The 25,309-nt window shown below is 49.0% G+C and carries 28 protein-coding genes; 25 read left to right on the forward strand and 3 right to left on the reverse strand.

Going from position 1 to position 25,309, the window contains the following annotated elements; translation table 11 throughout:
* Nucleotides 1–12: 12 nt before the first annotated feature.
* Nucleotides 13–912, forward strand: a complete 900-nt coding sequence (locus B0D95_RS04765) for a DUF4892 domain-containing protein (protein WP_078042819.1) — start codon at nucleotides 13–15, stop codon at nucleotides 910–912.
* 65 nt (nucleotides 913–977) lie between these two features.
* Here B0D95_RS04765 and folE read toward each other — a convergent pair whose 3' ends face one another.
* The gene (gene folE / locus B0D95_RS04770) at nucleotides 978–1,520 is read right to left on the reverse strand and encodes a GTP cyclohydrolase I FolE (RefSeq protein WP_078042820.1); all 543 of its coding nucleotides are present in this window, start codon (nucleotides 1,518–1,520) and stop codon (nucleotides 978–980) included.
* Nucleotides 1,521–1,664: 144 nt separating this feature from the next.
* On the opposite strand from folE, the gene prmB reads away from it, so the two are divergent.
* The 17 genes from prmB (at nucleotide 1,665) to B0D95_RS04855 (ending at nucleotide 17,498) form a co-directional block, all read left to right on the forward strand.
* Complete coding sequence (gene prmB / locus B0D95_RS04775) at nucleotides 1,665–2,594, forward strand: 50S ribosomal protein L3 N(5)-glutamine methyltransferase (protein ID WP_078042821.1); 930 nt, start codon at nucleotides 1,665–1,667, stop codon at nucleotides 2,592–2,594.
* 86 nt (nucleotides 2,595–2,680) lie between these two features.
* A complete protein-coding gene (gene aroC, locus B0D95_RS04780) occupies nucleotides 2,681–3,781 on the forward strand; it encodes a chorismate synthase (protein ID WP_078042822.1) in 1,101 nt (366 codons plus the stop codon).
* Nucleotides 3,782–3,907: 126 nt separating this feature from the next.
* Entirely contained in the window at nucleotides 3,908–5,092 is a 1,185-nt protein-coding gene (locus B0D95_RS04785; RefSeq protein WP_244904794.1) for an MFS transporter, read from the forward strand.
* The gene (locus B0D95_RS04790) at nucleotides 5,089–5,862 is read left to right on the forward strand and encodes an amidohydrolase (protein ID WP_078042823.1); all 774 of its coding nucleotides are present in this window, start codon (nucleotides 5,089–5,091) and stop codon (nucleotides 5,860–5,862) included. Before B0D95_RS04785 ends, B0D95_RS04790 begins: the two co-directional genes overlap by 4 nt.
* A 20-nt stretch (nucleotides 5,863–5,882) precedes the next feature.
* Nucleotides 5,883–6,782, forward strand: coding sequence for a 5'-nucleotidase (locus B0D95_RS04795; protein ID WP_078042824.1), 900 nt, complete (start codon nucleotides 5,883–5,885; stop codon nucleotides 6,780–6,782).
* A 287-nt stretch (nucleotides 6,783–7,069) separates the two neighbouring features.
* Nucleotides 7,070–8,044 carry an HTH-type transcriptional regulator CysB gene (cysB, locus tag B0D95_RS04800; RefSeq protein WP_078042825.1) on the forward strand — a complete coding sequence of 325 codons (975 nt, stop codon included), beginning with the start codon at nucleotides 7,070–7,072 and terminating at the stop codon, nucleotides 8,042–8,044.
* 223 nt (nucleotides 8,045–8,267) lie between these two features.
* Entirely contained in the window at nucleotides 8,268–9,227 is a 960-nt protein-coding gene (locus B0D95_RS04805) for a DUF523 and DUF1722 domain-containing protein (protein WP_078042826.1), read from the forward strand.
* Nucleotides 9,228–9,229: 2 nt separating this feature from the next.
* The gene (locus B0D95_RS04810; RefSeq protein WP_078042827.1) at nucleotides 9,230–9,853 is read left to right on the forward strand and encodes a MerR family transcriptional regulator; all 624 of its coding nucleotides are present in this window, start codon (nucleotides 9,230–9,232) and stop codon (nucleotides 9,851–9,853) included.
* Nucleotides 9,820–10,146, forward strand: a complete 327-nt coding sequence (locus B0D95_RS04815) for a hypothetical protein (RefSeq protein WP_078042828.1) — start codon at nucleotides 9,820–9,822, stop codon at nucleotides 10,144–10,146. The genes B0D95_RS04810 and B0D95_RS04815 overlap by 34 nt, the downstream gene beginning before the upstream one ends.
* A 9-nt stretch (nucleotides 10,147–10,155) precedes the next feature.
* On the forward strand, nucleotides 10,156–10,590 hold the full coding sequence (locus B0D95_RS04820; protein ID WP_078042829.1) for a nuclear transport factor 2 family protein: 435 nt from the start codon (nucleotides 10,156–10,158) through the stop codon (nucleotides 10,588–10,590).
* On the forward strand, nucleotides 10,587–12,008 hold the full coding sequence (locus B0D95_RS04825) for a deoxyribodipyrimidine photo-lyase (protein ID WP_078042830.1): 1,422 nt from the start codon (nucleotides 10,587–10,589) through the stop codon (nucleotides 12,006–12,008). The genes B0D95_RS04820 and B0D95_RS04825 overlap by 4 nt, the downstream gene beginning before the upstream one ends.
* Before the next feature lie 9 nt (nucleotides 12,009–12,017).
* Complete coding sequence (locus tag B0D95_RS04830; RefSeq protein WP_078042831.1) at nucleotides 12,018–12,788, forward strand: SDR family oxidoreductase; 771 nt, start codon at nucleotides 12,018–12,020, stop codon at nucleotides 12,786–12,788.
* A gap of 55 nt (nucleotides 12,789–12,843) precedes the next feature.
* Nucleotides 12,844–14,112 carry an NAD(P)/FAD-dependent oxidoreductase gene (locus B0D95_RS04835; RefSeq protein ID WP_078042832.1) on the forward strand — a complete coding sequence of 423 codons (1,269 nt, stop codon included), beginning with the start codon at nucleotides 12,844–12,846 and terminating at the stop codon, nucleotides 14,110–14,112.
* Between the two features lie 33 nt (nucleotides 14,113–14,145).
* Complete coding sequence (locus B0D95_RS04840) at nucleotides 14,146–14,973, forward strand: DUF1365 domain-containing protein (protein ID WP_078042833.1); 828 nt, start codon at nucleotides 14,146–14,148, stop codon at nucleotides 14,971–14,973.
* Complete coding sequence (locus tag B0D95_RS04845) at nucleotides 14,970–16,235, forward strand: cyclopropane-fatty-acyl-phospholipid synthase family protein (RefSeq protein WP_078042834.1); 1,266 nt, start codon at nucleotides 14,970–14,972, stop codon at nucleotides 16,233–16,235. Before B0D95_RS04840 ends, B0D95_RS04845 begins: the two co-directional genes overlap by 4 nt.
* An 11-nt stretch (nucleotides 16,236–16,246) precedes the next feature.
* Complete coding sequence (locus B0D95_RS04850; RefSeq protein ID WP_168172398.1) at nucleotides 16,247–16,750, forward strand: DUF2878 domain-containing protein; 504 nt, start codon at nucleotides 16,247–16,249, stop codon at nucleotides 16,748–16,750.
* Complete coding sequence (locus tag B0D95_RS04855; RefSeq protein WP_078042836.1) at nucleotides 16,737–17,498, forward strand: hypothetical protein; 762 nt, start codon at nucleotides 16,737–16,739, stop codon at nucleotides 17,496–17,498. The genes B0D95_RS04850 and B0D95_RS04855 overlap by 14 nt, the downstream gene beginning before the upstream one ends.
* A 20-nt stretch (nucleotides 17,499–17,518) precedes the next feature.
* Here the strand turns inward: B0D95_RS04855 and B0D95_RS04860 are convergent, their stop codons facing one another.
* Nucleotides 17,519–17,812, reverse strand: a complete 294-nt coding sequence (locus B0D95_RS04860; RefSeq protein ID WP_078042837.1) for an EscU/YscU/HrcU family type III secretion system export apparatus switch protein — start codon at nucleotides 17,810–17,812, stop codon at nucleotides 17,519–17,521.
* Nucleotides 17,813–17,858: 46 nt separating this feature from the next.
* On the reverse strand, nucleotides 17,859–19,595 hold the full coding sequence (locus tag B0D95_RS04865) for a flagellar hook-length control protein FliK (protein ID WP_168172399.1): 1,737 nt from the start codon (nucleotides 19,593–19,595) through the stop codon (nucleotides 17,859–17,861).
* 229 nt (nucleotides 19,596–19,824) lie between these two features.
* Between B0D95_RS04865 and ccmA the strand changes: the two genes are divergently transcribed.
* From ccmA to B0D95_RS04900, 7 genes are all read left to right on the forward strand, one after another.
* Nucleotides 19,825–20,499 (forward strand): cytochrome c biogenesis heme-transporting ATPase CcmA, encoded by a 675-nt coding sequence (ccmA, locus tag B0D95_RS04870; RefSeq protein ID WP_210403679.1) that lies wholly within the window; start codon nucleotides 19,825–19,827, stop codon nucleotides 20,497–20,499.
* Complete coding sequence (ccmB, locus tag B0D95_RS04875) at nucleotides 20,492–21,205, forward strand: heme exporter protein CcmB (RefSeq protein WP_078042839.1); 714 nt, start codon at nucleotides 20,492–20,494, stop codon at nucleotides 21,203–21,205. The genes ccmA and ccmB overlap by 8 nt, the downstream gene beginning before the upstream one ends.
* A gap of 26 nt (nucleotides 21,206–21,231) precedes the next feature.
* Entirely contained in the window at nucleotides 21,232–21,990 is a 759-nt protein-coding gene (locus B0D95_RS04880; protein ID WP_078042840.1) for a heme ABC transporter permease, read from the forward strand.
* On the forward strand, nucleotides 21,987–22,190 hold the full coding sequence (ccmD, locus tag B0D95_RS04885; protein WP_078042841.1) for a heme exporter protein CcmD: 204 nt from the start codon (nucleotides 21,987–21,989) through the stop codon (nucleotides 22,188–22,190). The genes B0D95_RS04880 and ccmD overlap by 4 nt, the downstream gene beginning before the upstream one ends.
* 66 nt (nucleotides 22,191–22,256) lie before the next feature.
* Nucleotides 22,257–22,721 carry a cytochrome c maturation protein CcmE gene (gene ccmE, locus B0D95_RS04890; protein ID WP_078042842.1) on the forward strand — a complete coding sequence of 155 codons (465 nt, stop codon included), beginning with the start codon at nucleotides 22,257–22,259 and terminating at the stop codon, nucleotides 22,719–22,721.
* Nucleotides 22,711–24,714 carry a heme lyase CcmF/NrfE family subunit gene (locus tag B0D95_RS04895; protein ID WP_078042843.1) on the forward strand — a complete coding sequence of 668 codons (2,004 nt, stop codon included), beginning with the start codon at nucleotides 22,711–22,713 and terminating at the stop codon, nucleotides 24,712–24,714. Before ccmE ends, B0D95_RS04895 begins: the two co-directional genes overlap by 11 nt.
* On the forward strand, nucleotides 24,707–25,252 hold the full coding sequence (locus B0D95_RS04900) for a DsbE family thiol:disulfide interchange protein (protein ID WP_078042844.1): 546 nt from the start codon (nucleotides 24,707–24,709) through the stop codon (nucleotides 25,250–25,252). Before B0D95_RS04895 ends, B0D95_RS04900 begins: the two co-directional genes overlap by 8 nt.
* Nucleotides 25,253–25,309 lie beyond the last annotated feature (57 nt).

The raw sequence follows: 25,309 nt of genomic DNA on the forward strand, positions 1-25,309 counted from the left end.
GTGAGTGTGGTTATGAAAGTTTTTGTCGTGTTTTTTGTGTTGGCTTTTTCGCATATTGCATTAGCCGCAGACTTATCCATCCAGCCTTACCATAACGCTCGTATCATGTTCCAAAGTACAGGAGCAACTGACGATTACGTGTTTGCCCTGGGCAGTTACAAAAAAATTGCGGGCAGTTGGCGGTTGGATCGCCAGCAGCGCCTGAGTGGTAATTTGACGCGTTATACAGTGGAATTGCCTGAGGGGCACAGTGCCAATAATGGTTTTGATTTTTACCTTGATCAGTTGCAGAATTTTAACCTGCGCGAATTATTTCATTGCACCGGACGTGACTGCGGTACCAGTAACTCCTGGGCCAATAATCATTTCAAAATTCTTCAGCTCTATGGCTTGGACCAGTTTCAGCAATACGGTGCCTATGAGGTGACCAATGCTGATGCCCGGCCATTTTATGTTGCGCTCTATGCCGTTCAGCGTGGCAATAAGCGTGTTTATATGCAGTTGGATGTATTACATGTCGATAGCGTGAATGAATTGGGTGTTGCGGCAAATCCTGAGTCTATTATTCGTGCGCTGGAGTCCAGTGGCTATTACGTGTTTCCTGATTTATTGGTGAGCGATGCCCAAGGCAGCGTTAGCATCAAAATAAAACCTGCACATTTACAGGTGTTGGTCGATGTATTGAACGCGAAACCGAATTGGACACTTGCCGTGGTGGGGCATGATTACGCTCCTGTCGCTTTGGCTGTCCAGCAGAAAAACTCTCTGGCTTATGCTGAGCAATTAAAGGCGGCATTACAGGAGGCGGGTGTTAAGGCTAACCGGTTAGTGCCTTACGGTTTGGGTGGATTAGCGCCTGCGGGGCGAGGTGACAGGGCAGGGAGAGTGGAGCTGGTTAAAATTGACCCTTAATAAAAAACCGCAGCGATTGGCTGCGGTTTTTTATATCTGTCAATCTGGAATCGCGTGGCGATGAATCAGTTGCGCAACAAGGACAAAAATTCGCTGCGAGTTGCTTGATTGGTGCGAAATGAACCCAGCATCGATGATGTTTTCATTGAGGAGTTCTGCTTTTCAACACCGCGCATCATCATGCACATATGTTTGGCTTCAATAATAACGCCCACACCAGATGCACCAGTGATCTGTTGAATACATTCTGCAATTTGCACAGTCAGTTGCTCCTGGATTTGCAGGCGTCGTGCAAACATATCAACGATACGTGCCACCTTGGATAAGCCCAGCACTTTTCCGGTAGGAATGTAGGCAACATGCGCTTTGCCGATAAAGGGAAGCAGGTGATGTTCGCAGAGTGAGTAAAGCTCGATGTCTTTCACCATGATCATCTCCTCCGAGTCAGACGGAAAGAGTGCATCATTCACCACATCGTCAAGTGTTTGATGATAACCACGGGTCAGAAATTGAAATGCTTTTGCGGCGCGTTCCGGAGTGTCCAGCAGGCCGGGGCGGGTTAAATCTTCGCCAATGCTGGCAATAATACTCGCAAAGTGTTCTTTCATTGGATATTCCTCTTACGGCAGCGGCGCACTGCCATTCACAAAACGGCAGTTTACCGCGTTCGTCCTGATTCTAGAAAACATAAATCCTGATTGACGCGATTAATTCGGTAGAATATCGCCATAGCAATCCACTCGAGGTTATTCATGGCTTTATCTTCTTCAGATTTTGAGGCAGCGCGTGACGAATTATTAACCATTCGCGATTTTTTGCGGTGGGGCGCCAGTGAGTTTATTGCCGCCAAGCTGTTTTATGGCCATGGCACTGATAATCCCTGGGATGAAGCGGAGCAGCTGGTGTTACACGGGATTAACCTGTCGCCGCCCTTGGGTGAAGAATGGCTGGACGCGCGCTTAACTCTGTCGGAGCGCAAAAAAATTATGGGCAACCTTGCGCGCCGTATTCAGGAGCGAATTCCTGCGGCCTATATCACGGGTCAAGCCTGGTTTGCAGGGCTGCCATTTGTGGTGGATGAACGGGTACTGGTGCCGCGTTCGCCGATTGGAGAGCTAATCCAAAAGCGCTTTGAGCCTTGGTTGATCAATGAGCCCGCACAGATTTTGGATTTGTGTACTGGCAGTGGTTGCATTGGTATTGCCTGTGCCTATGCGTTTCCAGAGGCTTATGTGCAGCTCAGCGATATTTCATTCGATGCGCTGGCGGTGGCAGAAGAAAATATCCAGCAGCATGGGGTGGGTGATCGTGTTTTTGCCATGCAGTCGGACTTGTTTGAAAACCTGCAAGGGCAGGTGTTTGATTTGATCCTGTCCAACCCGCCTTATGTGGATGCAGAGGATATGGCGAGTTTGCCGCAGGAGTATCACGCTGAACCTGAGCTGGGCCTGGCTTCTGGCAGCGACGGGCTGGATTTCACCCGTCGCTTACTGGCGGAAGCGGCCGATTACTTGAGCGAGCAGGGCGTATTGCTGGTAGAGGTCGGCAATTCCTGGCCGGCACTTGAGGCGGCCTATCCGGCATTGCCATTTACCTGGATTGAGTTTGAACGCGGCGGTCACGGCGTGTTTGTGCTTCAAGCCGAGGATTTGCGCGCTGCCCGTGCGTCGGGAGTCCTGTAATACGCGGCCTGCTGGATGGCGATGCGCCTTGGCGCTAACTCACGTATAATCCGCCCACTTTTTTATTGATCAGGTGTTTGATTTCTATGTCTGGAAATACCTATGGCAAATTATTTACGGTAACCACCTTTGGCGAGAGCCATGGCATTGCGCTGGGCGCGATTGTGGATGGCTGCCCTCCCGGTCTGGCGCTGAGCGAGGCGGATATTCAAATCGATCTGGATCGCCGCAAGCCGGGTCAATCGCGCTATACCACCCAGCGTCGCGAAGAGGATTCCGTCAAGATTTTGTCCGGTGTGTTTGAGGGCAAAACCACTGGCACACCTATTGGCATGTTGATTGAAAATACCGACCAACGCTCCAAAGATTACTCCAACATTAAAGATCAATTTCGCCCGGCTCACGCGGATTACACCTACATGCAGAAGTATGGCGTGCGCGATTATCGCGGCGGTGGTCGCTCTTCTGCGCGCGAAACGGCAATGCGCGTTGCTGCCGGTTCAATCGCCAAAAAATACCTTAAGGATTTCCACGGCATTGAGGTGCGCGGGTACCTGTCGCAACTTGGACCAATCAAAATTGAGTCCGTTGATTGGGATCAGATCGACCAAAACCCGTTCTTCTGCCCTGATGCCAGCAAAGTGGCGGAAATGGAAGAGTTTATGAAGGCGCTCAATAAAGAGGGCGACTCCATCGGTGCCAAAATTACAGTGGTGGCGACCAATGTTCCGCCGGGCCTGGGTGAGCCTGTTTTTGATCGTTTGGATGCAGAAATTGCCCATGCCTTAATGAGTATCAATGCGGTAAAGGGCGTAGAAATTGGTGAAGGTTTCGGGTCGATTGAACAGCGTGGTAGCCAGCACCGCGATGAAATAACACCGGAAGGCTTTTTGTCGAATAACGCTGGCGGTATTTTGGGCGGCATCTCATCCGGCCAGGATATTATTGCCAACATTGCTCTCAAACCTACATCCAGTTTGCATATTCCTGGCCGTAGTGTGGATGTGCACGGCAACCCGGTCGAGGTGATTACCAAGGGCCGTCACGACCCCTGCGTTGGTATTCGTGCAACCCCGATTGCCGAGGCGATGTTGGCTCTGGTGTTGATGGATCATTTGCTGCGCCATCGCGGGCAAAATGGAGCAGTACAACACACTATTCCTGTGATTCCCGGCAGCGTGAAATAAAACCGGGTATCCATCGGGTTATCGAATTGTGAATCGCACATGGCCGCTCAATCGAGCGGCTATTTTTTTCAAGGGTTCATCAACGTTTACTTGTTGGTGAACATCCACTCCCTTCGCAGCATGCTTATGTCCCTTTCGTTTGCACAACAGGCAATTCCTTATTGGCGCTTATCCGGCTTTTACTTTTTTTATTTTGCTGTTGTCGGTGCGCTGATTCCTTACTGGGGAATTTATCTCAAATCATTAGGTTACTCCTCGCAGGATGTCGGCATTATTAGTGCGATCATTTTGGCAACGCGTATTGTTGCCCCTAATTTTTGGGGTTGGCTGGCCGATCGCACCCAGCAGCGCTTGCGTATCATCCGCGTGGGTAGCTTGTTAGCGAGTATTATTTTTGCCGGTGTGATGTTGGATTCGCGCTATTGGTGGTTGGTGTTAGTGGTGAGTTGCTATACCTTTTTTTGGCATGCGGTACTGCCACAGTTTGAAGTAATCACCTTGGGGTATCTGGGCAACAATTATTCACGTTACGGGCAAATTCGGCTGTGGGGCTCCATGGGGTTTATGGCGGCGGTGGTAGGCTTGGGCTGGGTGTTTGACCTCTTGCCTATTCGTTATTTGCCGCTGTTTATCCTCAGCTTTTTAATTCTTATCTGGTTATCCAGTTTGAGTTTGAAAGATATGACCGGTAAAAAAACGGCATCCGCGAGTGAAGGCTTTTTGAGTATTGTCAAACAGCCCACAGTGCTGTGTTTTTTGCTTGCCAGTTTCTTGCTGCAATTCAGTCATGGCCCTTACTACACCTTTTATACACTGTATTTGGTTGAGAATTATGACTACTCCCGCTCTGCTACTGGCCTGCTATGGGCGCTTGGGGTGCTGGCGGAAGTGGCGATATTTATTGTGATGTTCAAGTTGCTACAACGTTTTACCTTGCGCACATTGCTGTTGTTTAGTTTGCTGGTCAGTATGGTGCGCTGGCTGCTAATTGGTTATTGCGCCGATTCTCTGTGGGTACTGTTGTTTGCCCAGCTTATGCACGCATGCAGTTTTGGTATTGCGCACTCTGTTTCCATTGAGTTGGTGCGCAATTATTTTGCTGGTGGCCATCAAGGGCAAGGGCAGGCGCTTTACAGTTCATTCAGCTTTGGGGCTGGTGGTGCGGCAGGTGCGCTGGCAGGCGGTTTGCTCTGGGATTACAGTGCATCCTTAACATTTTTATTAGCAGCGATTTCAGTGGGCATGGCATTGGTATTGTGCTATTTCTGGTTGCATCCTGCCCACCAAACCTTACGAGGTGATTCACAGTGAAGAATCTGGTTGTTGCCTTGGTTCAACACATTATTACGCCTAACGCGCCGGAAGAAAATTTGGCCCGCTATGCCGCTGCCCTGGCGGTTATGGATAAGCCCGTCGACCTGATTATCTTGCCGGAAGTGTTTACTACCGGTTTTTGTGCCAGTGCGCGGCAGTATGCGGAAGTGGTGGGTGGGCGCGCTTACCAGTGGATGCAAGCCCAAGCGCAACAGCACAACGCCGTGGTGACTGGTAGCTTGGTGGTGAAAAAGGGGGATGAGTATTTTAATCGCCTGGTGTGGATGCGTCCCGACGGTACTCATGTGCATTACGACAAGCGTCATTTGTTTCGCATGGCCGGTGAGCATACGCGCTACTCAATGGGCAGCGAACGGGTACTTGTTGAGCTGAATGGCTGGCGGATTTTGCCATTGATTTGCTATGACTTGCGCTTCCCGGTGTGGAGTCGCAACAGAAATGATTATGATCTTGCGCTGTATGTGGCCAATTGGCCAAGTGCCCGCGCCCTGCATTGGAATCGCTTGCTGCAAGCCCGCGCCATTGAAAATTTGAGCTACGTGATTGGTGTCAATCGCGTTGGTATGGATGAGGCCGCTCAGCACTATGCGGGCGACTCCAGCGTTTACACGGCGGCCGGTGAACTGATCGCCACCAGCCAGGAGGCCGGAGTATTGGTTGTCGAGCTGTTTGCCGGGCAACTGCAGGATTATCGCGAGCGTTTCCCTGCATATTTGGATGCGGACAACTTTGAGTTGCGCCATTAATTTTTTATCGGGAGGTCTGTATGGCAAAAGGTTTTGGCGACAAGCTGGTGATAGCGATTTCGTCGCGCGCGCTGTTCAATCTTGATGATAGCCATCAGGTCTATATCAAGGATGGCCTGGCGGCCTACGCACAATACCAAATCGACCACGAAGATGAAGTTTTGCCGCCGGGTGATGCCTTTCCAATGGTTAAGAAGTTACTGCGTTTGAATGAGCGCCTCGGCGGTGAGCCACGGGTAGAGGTCATTTTGTTATCGCGTAACAGCGCGGACACAGGCTTGCGCGTCTTCAATTCTATTGAACACTACGGGCTCAAAATCAGCCGTGCGGCATTTTGTGGTGGCACTTCTCCCTATCGTTACGCCTCGGCGTTCGGCTGTCATCTATTCCTTTCAACCGAGCCTGATGACGTGCGCCAAGCCTTGGATCACGGTATGGCGGCAGCGACGTTGATTGCCTCCAAGCCGCAGGTGGAAAATGAAGATGAACTGCGTTTTGCATTTGATGGTGACGCGGTTATTTTCTCGGATGAAGCGGAGCAGGTTTACAAGCTACAAGGTTTATCGGCTTTTACTGAAAGTGAGAAAGCGGCGGCAAAAGAACCGCTCAGTGGTGGCCCGTTTAAGCAGTTTTTGTCTGCCCTGCAGGGGCTGCAAGCGGAGTTTGGCGAGAATTGCCCGATTCGTACCGCGTTGGTAACGGCTCGCTCGGCGCCGGCCCATGAACGGGTTATCCGTACCTTGCGTGCCTGGAACATCCGGATTGATGAATCCCTGTTCTTGGGTGGCCTGGCAAAAGGCACTTTTTTAAAGGCCTACGGTGCAGATGTATTTTTTGATGATCAAAAAATGCACTGCGAATCGGCGCGGGAGCATGTGGCGACAGGGCATGTGCCCCACGGCATCGCCAATCGTCCTTAGCTTGTGCTTTGTATGTTCGATATAGCCAATATTGGCTGTTTTACCCCTAAATTCGATCATTTTTGTAATATTAGGTGGCAAGTCACTTTGAATTTGGTGGATATAGTCTAAAGTTGTAAAAAGATTCGTTTGGCGCAAAATTAATAATTCCAAGCGAAAGGTCGCGGTATCTACTATTCTTTAAGTGAATAAATACCTATTATTTTTATAACCTTGGGTTTTCCAAGGTTATGTTACCGGTGTCGCTGCTGGCGATGCCTCCAGTGAGTGAGCCAATCGGAGGGCTTATGAAACTGCAACAATTGCGTTACATCTGGGAAGTGGCACATCACGATTTGAACGTGTCTGCTACTGCACAGAGTTTATATACATCCCAACCTGGTATCAGTAAGCAAATACGCTTGCTGGAAGACGAGTTGGGTGTGGAGATTTTCTCGCGCAGCGGGAAGCACTTAACCCGCATTACACCCGCCGGTGAAGCCATTTTGAAAACGGCTGGCGAGATTTTGCGCAAAGTGGAAAGTATCAAGCAGGTAGCCCAGGAGTTCAGTAATGAACGCAAAGGGACCCTGACTTTGGCCACTACCCATACGCAAGCGCGCTATGCACTGCCGCCGGTGATTGGCTCTTTTATCAAGCAATACCCCGAAGTTGCGCTGCACATGCACCAAGGCACACCCATGCAGATTTCTGAAATGGCGGCCGATGGTACCGTTGATTTTGCAATAGCAACGGAAGCGATGGAGCTGTTCAGCGATTTGATTATGATGCCGTGCTATCGCTGGAATCGCAGTATTGTGGTGCCTAAGAATCACCCGCTTGCCCAAGTCTCCAATCTCACCTTGGAAGAAGTTGCCAAGTACCCGATTGTGACTTATGTGTTCGGGTTTACCGGGCGTTCCAAACTGGATGAAGCGTTTATTAATCGCGGCTTGGCGCCCAAGGTTGTCTTCACTGCAGCTGATGCGGACGTGATTAAAACCTATGTGCGTTTGGGGCTTGGTGTCGGCATTATCGCCAGCATGGCCTATAACGAAACCACGGATAGTGATTTGATTTCATTGGATGCCAGTCATTTATTCGAAGATAGCGTTACCAAAATCGGTTTCCGTCGCGGCACCTTTTTGCGTGGTTTTATGTACGATTTCATCGAAAAGTTTGCTCCACACCTCACCAAAGACATCATCAATGAAGCATTTGACCGGCATTCCCGTGCCGAGCTGGATGAGTTGTTCGAAAATATCAAAATACCGCGTCACTAGGCAGCGACCAAAAAACCGGGCTAAATGCCCGGTTTTTTTATAATTAAAATCAGATAGTTATCGTTTAATCTTAATGTCACATCTCGTCTTTTGTCGGTCACTCAAGCCCGTTCTGTGCATAACATCCCATTTATTTATTCACAAAAACTTGTACAAATAATTTGCTTTGTACAGGTTTATGAATTAAAACTTATACAAGATTAACTAATTGTATAGGTTTCCCATGAGCAAGATTCCCGTTGGTGTCAGCCAGTGCCTGTTGGGTGAACAAGTGCGATTTGACGGTGGTCACAAGCGCAGCCGCTATCTGACTGATGTACTTTCCAGCTTTATCGAGTTCCGCCCCGTGTGCCCCGAAGTTGCTATTGGCCTGGGTGTCCCGCGCAAGCCAATTCGATTGATGGTGATGGGGGAGGAGACCCGCGTTGTGGGAGTAGCAGACCCCAGTCTGGATGTAACGGATGCACTTGTGGCACAGGCAGAATTGGCAGTGCAACAAATGCCGGATATTTGCGGCTATGTATTTATGCAGAACTCACCCAGTTGCGGTGTGTTTGGCATGAAGCGCTATCGCACCAATGGTTACACCATGGATGCCAAAGGCAGAGGTGCCTATGCCAAGCGCTTTATGGAACTTATGCCTTACCTGCCAGTTGAAGAGGCAGGGCGATTAAACGATGCAGGGCTGCGCGAGAATTTCCTGACGCGGGTATTTGCATTCCATGATTTTAAAACCCACCTCGCACAAGCCCCTACAGCCAAAAAACTGATTGCGTTTTATTCGCGCTACAAATACCAGGTTATGGCTCACCACGTGCCCAGTTATTTTGAAATAGGGCGCTTTTTATCCAACCTTGCAGGGCGCGATATCGAGAGCTGTCGCGATCAGTTTTTCCAGTTATTTATGGCGGCGTTGTCGCACCATGCAACCCGGAAGGGCAACACCAATGCCATGATGCATTTACGTGGCTATCTCAAAGACATTCTCAGCACTCAGGATAAGCAAGAGCTGTCGCAGCTTATCGATTCCTACAAAGCGGGCATGGTGCCTCTGGTGGTGCCTTTAACGCTGTTAAAACATCATCTCCTTAAACTGGATAACCCTTATCTAAAAGCACAAACCTTCTGGTCACCACATCCGGAACAGTTGGGTTTGCGTAATTACATTGTTGAGAATGTTTAACGATGAATGACCTTGAAGTCTTGGTAGGCGACGACGAAAACCCGAACGACGAATTGGTACCTATTCGCGAAATTTCCCGTGTGACTGGCGTGAACACAGTGACCTTGCGCGCGTGGGAGCGGCGTTATGGTTTGTTGATTCCACAGCGCACCAGTAAGGGCCATAGATTGTATAGCCGTGCAGACATTGATCGCGTGAAAGAAATTCAATTATGGCTGGGGCGCGGCTTGGCTATTAGCAAAGTAAAAGCATTACTTGCCAGCCAAACACTGGAATCCCTTGAGCAGGTGGTTGATTCCAATTGGGTGCAACTGGCGCAGCAGGTTCACAGTGCAATCAATAGTTTTCAGCGCAAATTATTGGAGCGATTGATGGCTGATACGCTCGCACTCTATCCGGCAGACATGGTGGCTGATTATTTATTTTTGCCCTTGCTGGCGGATTTACAAGGCAACGAACCTGGCATGGCAGCGCGGCGTGCATTTTTTTCGCAGCTGACATTGGAGATGCTATTGGAGTCACAGGGCAGGCAGCGGCAGTCAGCCACGGGGCACGGGTTTTGTTGCTGTCTGCAACAGAACAAGAGCATCCATTGCTTGCCAACCTGTTTGGTTACAGTTTGCTAATCAATCAGCATCCTGTTGAATATTTGGGGTATTTGAACCCGCGTGAAGCATTGCTGGCTTGTCAGGCGCTTGATGCAAAAATAGTCGTGATTATCGGCTACAGCAGCATGAATGCCGCAGACTTACAACTACACTTAACCCACTGGCAGGAAAAATCTGCTGTGCCAGTTGTACTCCTGGGCGAAGTTGCTGCGGCTTATCCTGTGCTCGATGTGGCGCCACAACAAAAGGTAGCCCTGTGCAGTAACCAGCAACAGGCGGTGACTTACATTAATCAATTTCTGAATGGATGATTCGTCGTTATGGCGTCAACAGTTCCACAAAAAGTGCGCACCCTGTATCTGCGCTTCGATAAAAAAATACTTAACACTATACCCGAGATTTACAGTGAGGATATTCAATTCCGCGATCCCTTGCATGCTGTCAATGGGCTCCAGAATCTCACCGACTATTTCAATGGCATGATGGAAGATTTGCTCGAATGTCGTTTTGAATTTCACCACTCGCTGGAATCCATGGAGCGAGGTGAAGCGATTTTATTTTGGACCATGCATTATCGGCACAAAAAAATTGCTGGGGGAAAACAATTGGAACTCAGTGGCAACAGTCATTTATTGTTTAACGACAAAGTTTATTATCACCGCGATTATTTTGATGCAGGCGCCATGCTGTACGAGCATTTGCCTTTGCTAGGTGCTGCCATTCGCTACGTGAAAAAGCGCATAGGTGCCAAATGACAGCACTTGTCTGGTTACGGCATGACTTGCGTTTGCGCGACAATCCCGCGCTATTCAAAGCGGCTGCGCTGGAGGAGGGTGTTGTTGCTGTCTATGTGCATTGCGATGCGTACGTGCGCCTGCATGATCAATCCGCAGCACAGCGCGATTTTATTCGCCGCCACTTGCATATTTTGCGCACAGATCTGGCAGAACTGAATATCCCATTATTGGTGAGTCGGTTGGAAAAACCGGCGCAAATTGCGCCTGAAATCTTGCACCTTGCGCAGAGCTTGAATGCCGGGCACTGTTTTTTCAATGCAGAATATCCAGTGAATGAATTAAATCGTGATATGGCGGTAAATCAGTTACTGCGCGAGCAAGGTATTGCGGTAAAGCGTTGTCATGACCGCTGCATAGTGCCACCGGGAATGGTGCGCAATGGTCAGGGCGAGCCTTACAAAGTCTTTACGGCGTTTAAAAAGAAATGGCTGCACACGGTTATGCCCTTATCGTTAACGCCTTTGGACTTGCCTTTATGCCAAGCAGCTGATCCGGCGGTTAATGGTTGTACCCCTGAGGCGATTGATCAGTTATTTTCTGCCCATGAATTGCGTGACTTGTCCGTCCTCTGGCCTGCCGGTGAGCAGGAAGCCTATGCTCGGTTAGACGAATTTATTGCCCATAGCCTTACAGGGTATCTCGATCAACGCGATTATCCTGCTATCGAAGGCACATCCACATTGTCGCCTTATTTTGCGGTGGGCTCGCTGTCGCCGCGACAAGCCTTATCTGCAGTATTGGCCTACACCTACGGTGACTGGAGTGGCAATGCCGGTGCCGCTTGTTGGATTAGCGAATTAATCTGGCGCGAGTTTTATCAGCATGTGGTGGTGGATTATCCGCAAGTCTGTAAACGCAAAGCCATGCAAGCTCACACCGAGGCATTTCCCTGGCAAAAAGATACTGGCTTATTTGATGCCTGGTGCAAGGGCATGACAGGCATTCCCATTGTAGATGCCGCTATGCGTCAGTTGAATACAACAGGTTGGATGCACAATCGCCTGCGCATGATTGTTGCTATGTTTCTCACTAAAAATTGTCAAATCGATTGGCGCTGGGGCGAACAGTATTTTATGTCGCAGCTGATTGATGGTGACTTTGCTGCTAACAATGGCGGTTGGCAATGGAGCGCTTCTACCGGTACCGATGCTGCACCTTACTTTCGTATTTTTAATCCCTGTAGCCAATCAGAGCGCTTTGATCCAACGGGTGAATTTATTCGTAAGTGGGTACCAGAAATAGCGCATTTATCAACAAAAGACATTCACAGTCCGCCACTGCAAAGTGGTTATCCACGGCCAATTGTGGATTTGTCAGAAAGTCGTAAAGCGACTATCGCGCTGTTCAAAAATTTGCAGCCCTACACCACAACCTAGAGCCATGTTATGACCGCTATTGCTGATCAACGTACCATTTTGGTGACTGGCGCATCCAGCGGAATCGGGCGCGATTTGGCGCGTTATTATTTAGCTCAGGGCGATAAGGTTTTGGTATTGGCGCGTTCGGCTGACAGCTTGGCTGAACTGGGGACAGTGTATCCGGGAAATTGCATTGCTGTGCCTGTTGATTTGTCAAATGACGCGGATTGCTTGCGCGCTGCGAGCATTATTGCGCAGCACACAGATCATTTGGATATCGCTATTTTAAATGCAGGCACCTGCGAGTACGTGGATGTTGATCGGTTTTCCATGGAACCTTTTGATAAGGTGATGGCGATTAACTGGCGTGGCACCTTGAACAGTGTGCAGTTTTGCCTGCCCTTGCTGCGCAAACGCAAAGGGACACAGCTAGTTGGTGTATCCAGTATGGCTAGTATTTTGCCCATGCCGCGCTCACAAGCTTATGGGGCATCCAAAGCGGCACTGGAGTATGTGTTTAATTCGTTGCGGGTTGATTTGGTGAACGACGGGATTGATATTTCTATTGTGCGCCCTGGGTTTGTCAAAACCCCCTTAACGGCGCGCAACGATTTCCCCATGCCATTTGCGATTGATAGTGAAACAGCGGTTAAAAAAATAGTGCAGGGTATTGCTGCGCGTAAATGGATTATCGCATTTCCCTGGCAACTGGTTTGGTTGATGAATACAGTTGCTTGTCTGCCATTAAAATGGCAGACAGTACTTTTGCAAAAACTATCACGCAATTCATCTCCTTAACTGATGGCAGTCAGAATGAGCCTGAATTCATAACACTTAACAACAGAGTAGATCGATGTCATCAGTGGTAAGGAAAAAAATTGCAGTAATCGGCAGTGGTATTAGTGGACTGCTTAGCGCGTATTTATTGGCGCGTCGACATGACGTGAGTGTTTATGAGGCCGCGAGTGTAATAGGTGGGCATACTGCCACTAAAACAGTCACTGTGGCGGGTGAAGACTTTGCTGTGGACACCGGTTTTATTGTATTCAATAACCGCACTTACCCCAATTTTATTAAATTGCTTGAGCAGTTGAATGTGCCGTATCAGCCAACCGATATGGGCTTCAGTGTGTGCTGTCGCGCTACTCAATTTGAGTACAGTGGCACATCAATCAATGGTGTCTTTGCCCAGCGTAAAAATATTTTCAGCATTGCACATTGGCGCATGTTGAATGAGATTGTTCGTTTTAACAAAGCCTGCACCCAACTTTATCAGGCGGATACTATTCCCGCAGGCGTAACTCTAGGTGACTATTTGCAGGCACAGGGTTACAGCGAGCGCTTTCGTCGTTTTTACATACTGCCCATGGTATCGGCTATTTGGTCTTCCGGTCTGGAAACCGCAGCGGCAATGCCATTGGTATTTTTTGTTCGCTTCTTTCATAACCACGGTCTACTCACCATTACCCAACAGCCCCAGTGGTACACCATCAAAGGTGGCTCGCATCAATACCTGGCGCCGTTGACCCAGAGCTACAGCGATAAGATTTATACCGACTGCGCAATCAGTGCGGTACGGCGAACTGACGAGGGTGTTGTGCTCACCAGTGCCAGATTTGGCGACCAGTTATTTGATGAGGTTATTTTTGCTTGCCATAGCGATCAGGCGCTTAAATTATTGGCAGACCCAAGCGCTGCCGAGTACGACATACTCTCGGCTATTCCCTATAAGGAGAACGATGTTGTCCTGCACAGCGATACGCGATTCTTGCCAGCATCAACGCGCGCTTGGGCCAGTTGGAATTATTTGCTGTTGGATCACACAGAGGATTCAACCGCACTGACATACAACATGAACATCTTGCAGCGGTTAAAAGCTCCTGTGACATTTTGCGTATCTGTGAATGCCGGGGAGGGAATTGACGCGCAAAAAATATATGGCCGTTATCGCTACAGTCATCCCATGTTTACTCTTGAGTCCATCGCCGCCCAAGCGCGTTGGTCGGAAATCAGTGGTGTTAATCGAACACATTTTTGCGGTGCTTATTGGCGCAATGGTTTCCACGAAGACGGTGTGGTTTCCGCGATACGTGTAGCGCAATCACTCGGGGAAATCTGGTGATGAGTGCCCATCATCCCGGCGGGTGTCGCGGCTATGCATAGCGCTATTTATCAAGGCAATTTACGCCACAGGCGCTTTCATCCAAAGCGCCATGAATTTACCTACAGCTCCACGTTGTTTTATATCGATTTGGATGAGTTATCGACATTATTTTCGGGTATCCGTGGTTGGTCACTTAACCGCAGGAATCTTGGAAGCTTTTGGCGTAAGGATTATTTAGGCGATCCCCAAATACCATTGAAAGATGCCGTGCGTAACAAAGTGCAGGAATTGATGGGGTACTGCCCGGCAGGACCGGTACGTATGCTGACTAACCTGCGTATTTGGGGTTTTTGTTTTAATCCGGTCACGCTCTATTATGTGTTTGAGGTGGACGCGGACTGCCCCAGCGTTATTCTTGCAGAGGTCAATAATACCCCCTGGAATGAACGCCATTGTTATTTGGTTCGTTGCGATAGCCATACCGGAAAAACAAAAACTGATTTTGAAAAACAATTTCATGTGTCGCCCTTTAATCCATTGGCGATGCGCTATCACTGGGTGAGCAGTAACCCTGGCGAACACTTATTAGTGCACATGGAAAATCACGACCTGCCAGTGGCAGCAACGGCAGATGGAGAGCAGGATGTTGTGTGTCATATGGATGCAACACTCAGCCTGAAACGTCATGATTGGTCTGCCAATCTGTTAACACGATTATTGTGGTTACAACCCTGGGCGGCGGTAAAAGTACCATTCGCTATATATTGGCAAGCCGCTCGCCTCTTTTTTAAAGGTGCTCCCGTGTATTCGCACCAGACACTAAATCCTTTGCACACTGACACCAGTGTAGAACTTAAAACGACAGGGGAAAAACCGTGAAAACGACGAGTATTGCACTGGCGCCCAAGCATCGTGTTGCTTCATTAACGCGCAACCAATCTATCGCCAAAGGGCTGCTGTTTAAACTCTTGCGCGGGCTTGAAATTGGATGCTTGCGTGTACACGAACAGGGGGAGCTGTTTGAGTTTGGTCAGTCTCACGAGTCAGGTGATTTGATTGCCGATATTTTTGTACACGATGCCAGTTTTTACTCCGACGTGATTTTTGGCGGTTCTGTTGGTGCTGGTGAAGCTTACATGAGTGGTTACTGGTCTACGCCCAATTTAACTCAAGTGATGCGCTTGTTTGTACGCAATATAAATGCGCTGGATAAACTTGACAGTAACCAGTCGGTGATTGGTCGCTGGCTGCTGAAAGCGTTTCATTGGTTTAATCGCAATACCAAAGAAGGTTCACGCAAAAATATTTCTGCCCACTACGATTTGGGAAATAATTTTTTCAAGTTATTTCTTGATGAAACCATGATGTACTCATCGGCCATATATCCAGCGCCGGAATCGAGCCTGTCTGTGGCTGCACGTCACAAACTACAGCGCGTATGTGAAAAGTTGCAACTCAATGCCCAGGATCATTTATTGGAGATCGGCACAGGCTGGGGTGGTATGGCTATTTATGCGGCGCAACATTATGGTTGCCGCGTGACCACCACGACCATCTCCAAAGAGCAACGCGATTATGCGCTTGCACGAGTAGCCGAAGCAGGCCTGAGTGATAAGGTGACGGTATTGTTTGATGATTACCGTGACCTGCAGGGGCAATTTACCAAACTGGTTTCGATTGAAATGATCGAGGCGGTAGGGCACGACCACTATGATCAATATTTCTCAACTTGCTCACGTTTGTTGGCGCCGGATGGATTGATGCTGATACAGGCAATCACCATTCAGGATCAGCGCTATGTCCAGGCACAGAAGTCTGTGGATTTTATCCAGCGGTATATTTTTCCCGGCGGTTCGCTGCCCTCTATTGCCGTTATCAGTGATTTTATAAAACGTAACACCGATATGAATATTCTTCATCTGGAAGATATAGGTGAGCACTACGCGCAAACCTTAAAACACTGGCGCGATGCGTTTATGGATAAATTGGATGCTGTATGTGAACAGGGGTTTGATGAGCGTTTCATCCGTATGTGGGAATTTTATCTCTGCTACTGTGAAGGCGGTTTCAGGGAGCGCAGCATTGGCACTGCGCAAATAGTCTTCGCCAAGCCATCCTATCGCCCCAATTTTTTTAACTGATGACGCGCGCATTGGCGTTTACACTAACGAATGTCCTGCTGTTTCAAGTGGGCTGGTTTGTTTGCATATTGTTTGCCAGCCAATGGGCCGTGTTATACACCTTGGCGGCAGGCTGCGTGCATTTTTATTGGTCGCAAACGCGTGTTCGCGATGCAATTGCCGTTGTTCTGTGTTTGCTGATTGGTGTTGTGCACGATTCGGTTTTGATCCATGCCGGACTGATCCGGTTCGTGGAATCATCGCTCTGGCCGCCATTGTGGCTAATGTGTTTATGGCTCCTGTTAGGCATCACCCTTAATCATTCCTTGCGCTGGGTGTACGAACGCCCTTACTGGTCTGCCATGCTGGGGGCTATATCTGGCCCGTTGAGTTATTTGGCAGGTGTTAAGCTTTCTTCGGCAGAATGGTCTAGCCCCTTAACAGAGGTTATTCCTATAATAGCCTTCCTGTGGCTGCTTGTTCTGCCGTTGCATCGTTTTTTGAGTGTGAGGATAACGCCCTATGTACAAGATTAAATCCTTTAACCCCATCGATTTGGTACGCATTTCATTGCGTCCCGTACTGACACTTTTCTTATCGCTGCTTGCGGCTGTACCTGTGCTGGCGGAAAAAAATTATGTCGTAGCAGGCAGTGCTTACAACATAGTGGACAACCAATTAGCCTATCGCGAACTTTATACCGCATTGGACGAAAACAAGTCGGTTACCGTTGATTATGTATCACCGGAAGGCAATACCTTTGCAACGAAAACCCTGGTGTACCAAGGCGAGCCTTTCCAACCAGCGTTTGAGCTGGAAGATAAGCGCGATAATGAATATGTTTCAGCCCAATTCCAGGGCGCACGCCTGATTTTAAGTAATGGTAAAAATTCCAATATTAATGAAAAGGTGATTTTTGATAATGCGCGGCTGGTGGTTGATGCCGGGTTTGATGCCTATATACAACTGCATTGGGATCAACTAATGGCAGGAAAACGCCTGAAGTTTGATTTTGCCTTGCCGCTGCGCCTGACCACGATTCAATTGGAAGTGCGTAAAATTAAAGCGACGGAATCGCCTGTCAGAGACAAAGAATTTGGGTCTGACTGGGTGCATTTTCGTATCGCACCCGCCAGAGCTTTTATTTCATTTTTTTCCGATCCAATTTTTTTAGCTTACAACCCTCAGGGTAAGTACTTGATGCGCTATTACGGCCGCTCCAATTTGGATAACGATGCCGGTGAGCCCGTCGATGTCAGGATTGAGTACGAATATCTCGATTAAAATAACCGGATGCTTTGCGACTATTCAGTCTGCCAGGCATCCGGTACTTTCCCTTCCAATTGATAAGCAAAGGCGATGATGTAAGCGACGGCAATGTACAGCGCTTCCGGAATTTCATCGCCCAACTCCAAGGTGACCAATAAATCCACCAGTGCCGCGTTGTCGCACAGCGGCACGCCGTGTTCATTGGCGATCGTAATAATTTGCTCTGCTACCGCTCCGGTGCCTTTGGCGCTCACGTGTGGGGCATTTTTACCATCGTAATAAAGTGCAACAGCTTTTTGTAATTGCGCACCGGAATAGGTTTGGGTCATAGCGCGGTTCTCATAAGGGTTGATGGCTTTTTATAGTGCGCGGGTGTCAGGTTTTTACATCAACCAATGAATAATTCAGGGACATTTTAGGCGTGGGTGGTAAGCCCGGCACACATTGCATCTGTGCGATTTGAATCCCTTCTTTTTCCAATTGGGCTTTAAAGGCATCCAATCTGGCTTGCGCCTGTAGCAAAGTTTTTTCCTGTTCCGCCCAAAATTTTACACTCAACCGTTCACCCAATAGTGCCAACTGCGCATAGAGTCGCCCCAGTTCCGGCAAATCAAAACCCAGCATGACATTCCATTGCCGCACTCGCTTGGTTTCTTTTTCGTTGGACTCGTCTGCATCTTCCACCCATTTCTGTTCAAGCTGGATGCTGAGCGGGTGAATGTCATGCCCGTGGCGCACAGGAATTTCCATTTGCCAGGATTGTGTGGGCTGCGGTTGATCAGTTTGCGTCAGTTGATGGCTGAGGGTATGGATTTGTTGCAACTGAATCTTAGCTAAGCTACCGAGTGTGTATTGGTGCATCAACATGACCAGTTGGGCGCGCAGTTGTTTTTGGCTGAGTTCTGCGGGTTGTTTTTGCATCATAAATGCCAGCAGTTGGGGCAGGGCGCTGGCGAACTGTAACTTTCCCGCTTCACTGACTGGAATGAGTGCGGCTGCGGAGCTGGTAACAAGCTCTCGCTCTAATTGATACAACACACCCAGTAGCGCCCCTTTTAAATCTTGCGCGGCAAGTTTGTCCGGGGTGATACCAAGCACTTTGTTGTTTGCCGTCATATCAGGGGCTGTATTTTTTAGCCCCTGAGTCGCCAATTGCGCGGTTATGGCATTGGTGGGTGAGGCGGTGCCGCTTTTGGGCACCTGAGTGGCTGTTGGTTTATCGGCAGGGAGGGTGTTGTTTGGGGTAGTAAGGCCCATAAGCTGGGCCAATTTTTGTTCAAAGCGCTGCCCATTATTGGTCAGCGTCATCTCCAGTAATTTGGGGTTGGTTAGTTGATCACTAAGGCGAATGTGATTGGCCAGAGTCTTCAATGCTCCCTGCAATTCATTCGACAGCCATTCAGCACGGGCAGCGGGTGGCAATTGCTGGATAAATTGGGTGAGTTTTGGCAGGGTGCCCAGCATGTCTTGCCCTCGGTCTTTGACAGGCAAGAGCTGGCGCAAACTTTCGCTGATTGCTTGTTGGGCTTTGGCGACTAGCTGTTCCTGCACACTGCCTTGTTGCACATTGCGTAACAGATCCTGCAGGGATACCGACAGAGGCTTTCCCTCGTTTTGCAAGGCCGTGATCAGGCTTATCACCTTATTCAATTGCTCTTGGGTAATGGGCTCTATGATTTGTACGCGTTGGTTCGCCGTTAGCTGCAGGAGCAATGTTTGTCCAAGGGGGAGGGACTCGGTGCTGTAACTGAGAAGATTGGTTGCTACCGCCGGGGTGGCCGCTGTCTGCAGCGGATTGGAGGCAGTCAGGTTGATGAGTTTTAACGTCGGGGTCTGAATGAGCGCTTTTTGCTCCTGAAGCTGGTTTAAAACCGCTTTTACTGCAGGGGCAGAGGAGTTTTTATTGAGTTGTGTTAAGGCTGCCTCAATCGACTTTACTAGCTCGGCGCGCTCGGCAGGGCTGGCCTGGGTTACTTTTTCCACTTGGGCGATAAACTGATCACCGGTTTTCAGCCCTAGGGTTTTGGCCAAGGCACTGATTTGCTCAATCTGAATCTGTTGCTGGTTGCGCAGGGTCAAATCGGACTTGTTGGCGATAGAGTGAATGTCCATGATCGATTCCGATTGTTGATTCATCGCATCAAATGCGCAATTTGGGGTACTTTGCCGGGAGCCAGACGGCTATAATCGCGCGCAGTTTCTCATACGCAGGATGCGGATTCCGAAAAAGTGGGTTGTGTGAGTATAGCGGCTCGCCCTTTTGCTGTGTCGATTTGTGATTCGGCTCGGATTGACTCAAGCACTTATGGCTAAGGTTGATAACTAAGGTTGATTACAACGCATGACTGATTTGGTAACTCCGCTGCTTGAATTGCACAACCTCAGTTGCGAGCGCGACGAGCGTTGTTTATTTGCCGGTCTTAGCCTCAGCCTTGCCGCTGGCGATCTGGTGCAAATCGGTGGCCCCAACGGCGCCGGAAAAACCACACTACTGCGTGCACTGGCAGGCATCAGTCAGGATTACTCTGGCGAAATTCGTTACTGTGGCCAGTCACTTGCTACAGTGCGTTGGGAGTTCGCCCGCGACAGCCTCTATCTCGGTCATCTTGCCGGCATTAAAAAAGCCCTCAGCCCCCTTGAAAACCTCAGTTGGTATCTCGCCCAAACCGGCGATAGCGGCGATATCCACCAAGCCCTTAGCGCAGTAGGGCTATATGGCTACGAAGATACGCCCTGTTACCAGCTTTCGGCCGGCCAATTGCGCCGTGTCGCGCTGGCGCGTCTGTACTTGAGTCAGGCGCGCATCTGGATTCTTGACGAACCCTTCACCGCCATCGATAAACCGGGCGTTGCCCAGTTGGAAGCGCTTATCGCCAAACAGGTTGCCCAGGGTGGCTTGGTAATATTGACCTCCCATCAGGATCTGACCTTGCCGCAGCTGCGTATGGTCAACTTGCAGGATTATCAACCGGCAGGGGCCATCAATGAAACTTGCGGGGCATCAGTCAATGGCTAACCCCGCATTGCACAATGAGCGTGCAGGTTTCTCCCTGCTGGCCGGATTCATCGCCAGTTTCCGTCGGGATTTATTGGTTGCTGCGCGGCATAAATCGGAACTTGCTAATCCGCTGGTGTTTTTCCTGATCGCCATCACTCTCATTCCATTGGGCGTCAGCCCGGAAAAGGCCGTGTTGACCTTACTGGCGCCAGGCATAGTGTGGGTAATGGCTCTCCTGGCTACACTGCTGTCCCTCGATGGCTTATTTCGCAGCGACTATGACGATGGATCTCTTGAGCAAATGCTGATTAGCCCGCAATCGCTGTATTTTGCCGTGATGGCCAAGGTGCTGGTGCACTGGTTGGTATCTGGTCTGCCGGTGACTTTGCTGGCTCCCATACTGGCGTTAATGCTCAGTTTGCCCGCAGAGGGCTATTGGGCGCTCTTTGTCTCCCTGTTACTGGGTACGGCATCCATGAGTTTGATTGGCGCAGTAGGGGCAGCACTCACAGTTTCATTACGTAAAGGTGGGTTATTGTTGTCGCTAATCGTCATGCCCCTGTATATTCCTGTTCTCATTTTTGGGGCCAGTGCAGTACAAACCGCTGTGCAGGGCGGCGCTATCACTATGCAATTGGCAGTTCTTGGCGCTTTTTTAGCCTTGGCTATTGTTTTGGCGCCCATAGCGGCAATGGGTGCACTGCGCATCAGTGCTAACGGTTAAACATAATAATCAAGGTCTCACTACATATGGCATGGCAATGGTTTCATCGTTTAGGTTCTCCCCGCTGGTTTTATGAAAAAACCACTTCCTGGTTGCCATGGTTGGCCGCAATCAGCATCGCCTTGATTCTGACTGGCGCTGTATGGGGCTTGGCCTTTGCGCCCGCGGATTACAAGCAGGGTAATAGCTACCGCATTATTTACATCCACGTGCCTGCTGCCTTTTTGGCGCTGGCCGGTTATTACATCATGGCTCTCTCGGGTGCCGTGGGTCTCATCTGGAAAATGAAATTGCCCTTCATGGTGATGAAGTCAGCGGCTCCTATTGGCGCTGTGCTCACGTTTATCTCCCTGGTCACTGGGTCTATCTGGGGCAAACCTACTTGGGGAACCTGGTGGGAATGGGATGCGCGCATCACCTCCATGCTGATTTTGTTCTTTCTGTATCTGGGCATGATTGCGTTGCAGCAGGCGTTTCAGCACCGCGATACCGCAGACAAAGCCAGTGCGGTATTGGCGTTGGTCGGCATGGTGAATATCCCGATCATCTACAAGTCGGTCGATTGGTGGAATACCCTGCATCAACCCGCAACTATTAAATTCACCAGCAAATCGTCTATTGATCCATCAATGCTTTATCCCTTGTTGACTATGGTTATCGGTTTTTACTGCTTCTATGCCTTGGTGTTGCTGCTGAATACTCGCCTTGAGGTGTTGCGTCGCGAAAGTAAAACCCAGTGGGTCAACGATCTACTGAGCGATACCAAAACGGAGTCCAAATCATGAAATTCCAATTTGAGTCACTGGCAGATTTTTTGGCAATGAGTGGCCATGGTCCTTATGTGTGGGCCTCCTATGCCATCACCTTCATTGCCCTGATCTTTTTGGTAGTAAACCCAGTATTACAGCAGCGGGCATTGGTAAAACAGCAAAAAAAATTGCGCAAATTGGCGCAAGGTCCACTAGAGCCATCTTCCAACCCTTAATTCACTTTAAGGGTTGGTGATATTAGAGTCGGCTTTTAAATAGACTTTTTAAGAGTAAAACGAATTATGCATCCGCTTCGTAAGCAACGTTTGATGATTGTGATTTTTATTGTGGTGTTTTCCAGTATCGCGGTCGGCCTTATGGCCTATGCCCTGCGAGAAAATATCAATTTGTTTTATCCGCCCAGCAAAATTGCCGCCGGTGATGTTCCCCACAATACGCGGATTCGCGCTGGTGGTTGCGTCAAACCTGGCAGTGTCCAACGCGCTAGCGATTCACTGCAAATACAATTCGTGATTACCGATGGTAGCGCCGATGTAAAAGTGAATTTTAATGGCATATTGCCCGACTTGTTTGCCGAAGGCGAAGCAGCGGTGATTAATGGCATTGTCACCGAAGCTGGTGAACTGAATGCCAGTGAAGTATTGGCCAAACACGATGAAAACTACATTCCTCCTGAAGTGGCGGAAGCCATGAAAGACAAGGGCGAACACCAAGCCAGTTGCGAGGGTCTTAAATATGCCTCTTGATTTTATTCAGTTGGCCCCTGAGCTGGGGCAGTTCGCATTAATTTTGTCGCTGTGTCTTAGTACGGCATTATTTTTACTGCCATTAATTGGCGCGCATTATGGCAGCCAGTTGCTAATGCGTTCTGGCCCATCACTGGCAACAGGTTTCTTTTTCTTTGTCGCCTTTGCATTTTTTTGTTTGACCTATTCGTTTATTCACGATGATTTTTCAGTTCGCTATGTAGCCACCAACTCCAATTCACTGTTGCCGATCCAATATAAAATCAGCGCGGTTTGGGGGGGGCATGAAGGTTCATTGTTGTTATGGATTTTAATGCTGGCTGGCTGGACTTTAGCGGTTGCAATTTTTAGCCGTTCACTGCCGTTGGATATGCAGGCTCGCGTCTTGTCGGTAATGGGGTTTGTTGCTATCGGCTTCCTGTCATTTATTTTATTCACCTCTAATCCTTTTGATCGTATTTTGCCTTTGCCGCCGCAAGACGGCAGCGATCTGAATCCGCTATTGCAAGATATTGGTTTGATTATCCATCCGCCTGTTCTCTACATGGGCTATGTGGGATTCAGTGTGTGTTTTGCTTTCGCGATTGCGGCACTACTCACTGGCAGATTGGATAGTGCATGGGCTCGTTGGTCGCGCCCATGGGCCACTATGGCTTGGGGATTCCTCTCTGTGGGTATTGCATTAGGTAGTTGGTGGGCTTATTACGAATTGGGTTGGGGCGGCTGGTGGTTCTGGGATCCGGTTGAAAATGCATCCTTCCTGCCGTGGCTAATTGGTACCGCCTTGATTCACTCCTTGGCCGTCACGGAAAAACGCAGCTTGTTCAAGAGCTGGACAATTCTGCTCGCCATTTTCACTTTTTCCTTGAGTTTGTTGGGAACCTTCCTGGTGCGCTCCGGCGTACTAACTTCTGTGCATGCGTTTGCCAATGACCCTGAGCGCGGCGTCTTTATTCTCGGGTTTTTGCTGCTGGTCGTTGGTGGATCTCTCACGCTTTATGCACTGCGCGCGCCTGTCGTAAAAGGTTCAACTGGATTTGGTTTATTTGCGCGTGAAACGCTCCTGCTGGGCAATAACATTCTGCTGACCATCATTATGATTATGGTGTTGATTGGCACGCTTTACCCATTAATTGCCGATGCGTTGAATTTAGGCAAAATTTCGGTTGGCCCACCATATTTTAATCTGTTCTTTTTACCCCTGATGGGGCTGCTGTGTTTGTTGATGGCGTTTGGCCCTATGGCCAACTGGAAGCGGACATCGGGCAAACAATTCATTACGCTCTTGTGGAAGCCTTGGGTAATTAGCTTGGTTATAGGTTTGTTGTTCCCACTATTTTATCGCGACACCTATGAGCCGCTTGCTGCATTAACAGTATTTATTGCCAGCTGGGTTTTTATCGCACTGGTTGCCGATATTATTTACCGAATCCGTAACGGTTCAACGCTGTTAAACGGATTAAAGAAATTGAGCCTCAGTTACTACGCCATGGTTATTGCTCATGCCGGCATTGCGGTGACTGCAGTTGGCGTTGGCCTGACCAGTATTTACACCGAAGAGCGTGATATTCGTATGGAGGTTGGTCAACACGTTCAGGTAGTTGAATATGAGTTTGTGTTAAACAAACTGGTTAAAGTCAATGGCCCGAATTACATTGCGGATGAGGCGCAAATCTCTGTGTTTCAGGATGGTAAATTTTTGCGTGATATGAAACCGCAAAAGCGTCGTTATCTGGCAAGTGGTAGCACCATGACAGAAGTGGCGCTGGATGTTGGTTTTTTCCGCGATCTCTATGTCGCCATGGGTGAACCTTTGACCGATAACGCATGGGCTATGCGTGTACATCTCAAACCCTTTGTGCGTTGGATTTGGTTAGGCGCATTAATGATGGCCTTTGGCGCTGTGCTTGCGGTTGCAGATAAACGCTACCGCAAAGCAATAAAACAAGAAGTGCCGGTAGATATGCCCGCAGGAAAATTAGTCAATGAATAAGCAGCGTTTGTTTTTATTTGTCCCTTTATTGACCTTTATTGTGTTGGCGATTTTTTTCTGGCGTGGTTTGTCACTGGACCCTAACGCCATGCCATCGGCGCTGCTCAATAAACCTGTTCCTGCATTTGAGTTGCCGGTGTTGCCAGCACAAGAAAACCCGCCCGGATTAACAACGGCTAATCAGGAATTGTTAAAGGGTAGGGTGAGCCTGCTGAATGTTTGGGCAACCTGGTGCGTGACCTGTAGGCAAGAACATGAATTTTTGAATAGCTTAAAAGCCCAGGGCATTCCAATTTATGGTGTTAATTACAAGGATAACGATGAGGATGCACAAACCTGGTTGACTGAGCTGCATAACCCCTATGTGTTTAGTGTGATTGATAGTGATGGACGTTTGGGAATTGATTTAGGCGTATTCGGCGCACCTGAAACCTATGTCATCGATAAGGCGGGTGTGATTCGCTACAAACATATTGGTGATGTGAATGCAGTGGTGTGGGAAAAAACACTAAAACCCATCGTTGATAGCTTGCAATAAACCCATTTGGCCAAGATGGCCGACGTTTGATTTCGATCAATGGTTTTCCCTCTCATG

Origin of the sequence: Cellvibrio sp. PSBB023 (assembly GCF_002007605.1) — a bacterium.
Classification (GTDB): Bacteria; Pseudomonadota; Gammaproteobacteria; order Pseudomonadales; family Cellvibrionaceae; genus Cellvibrio.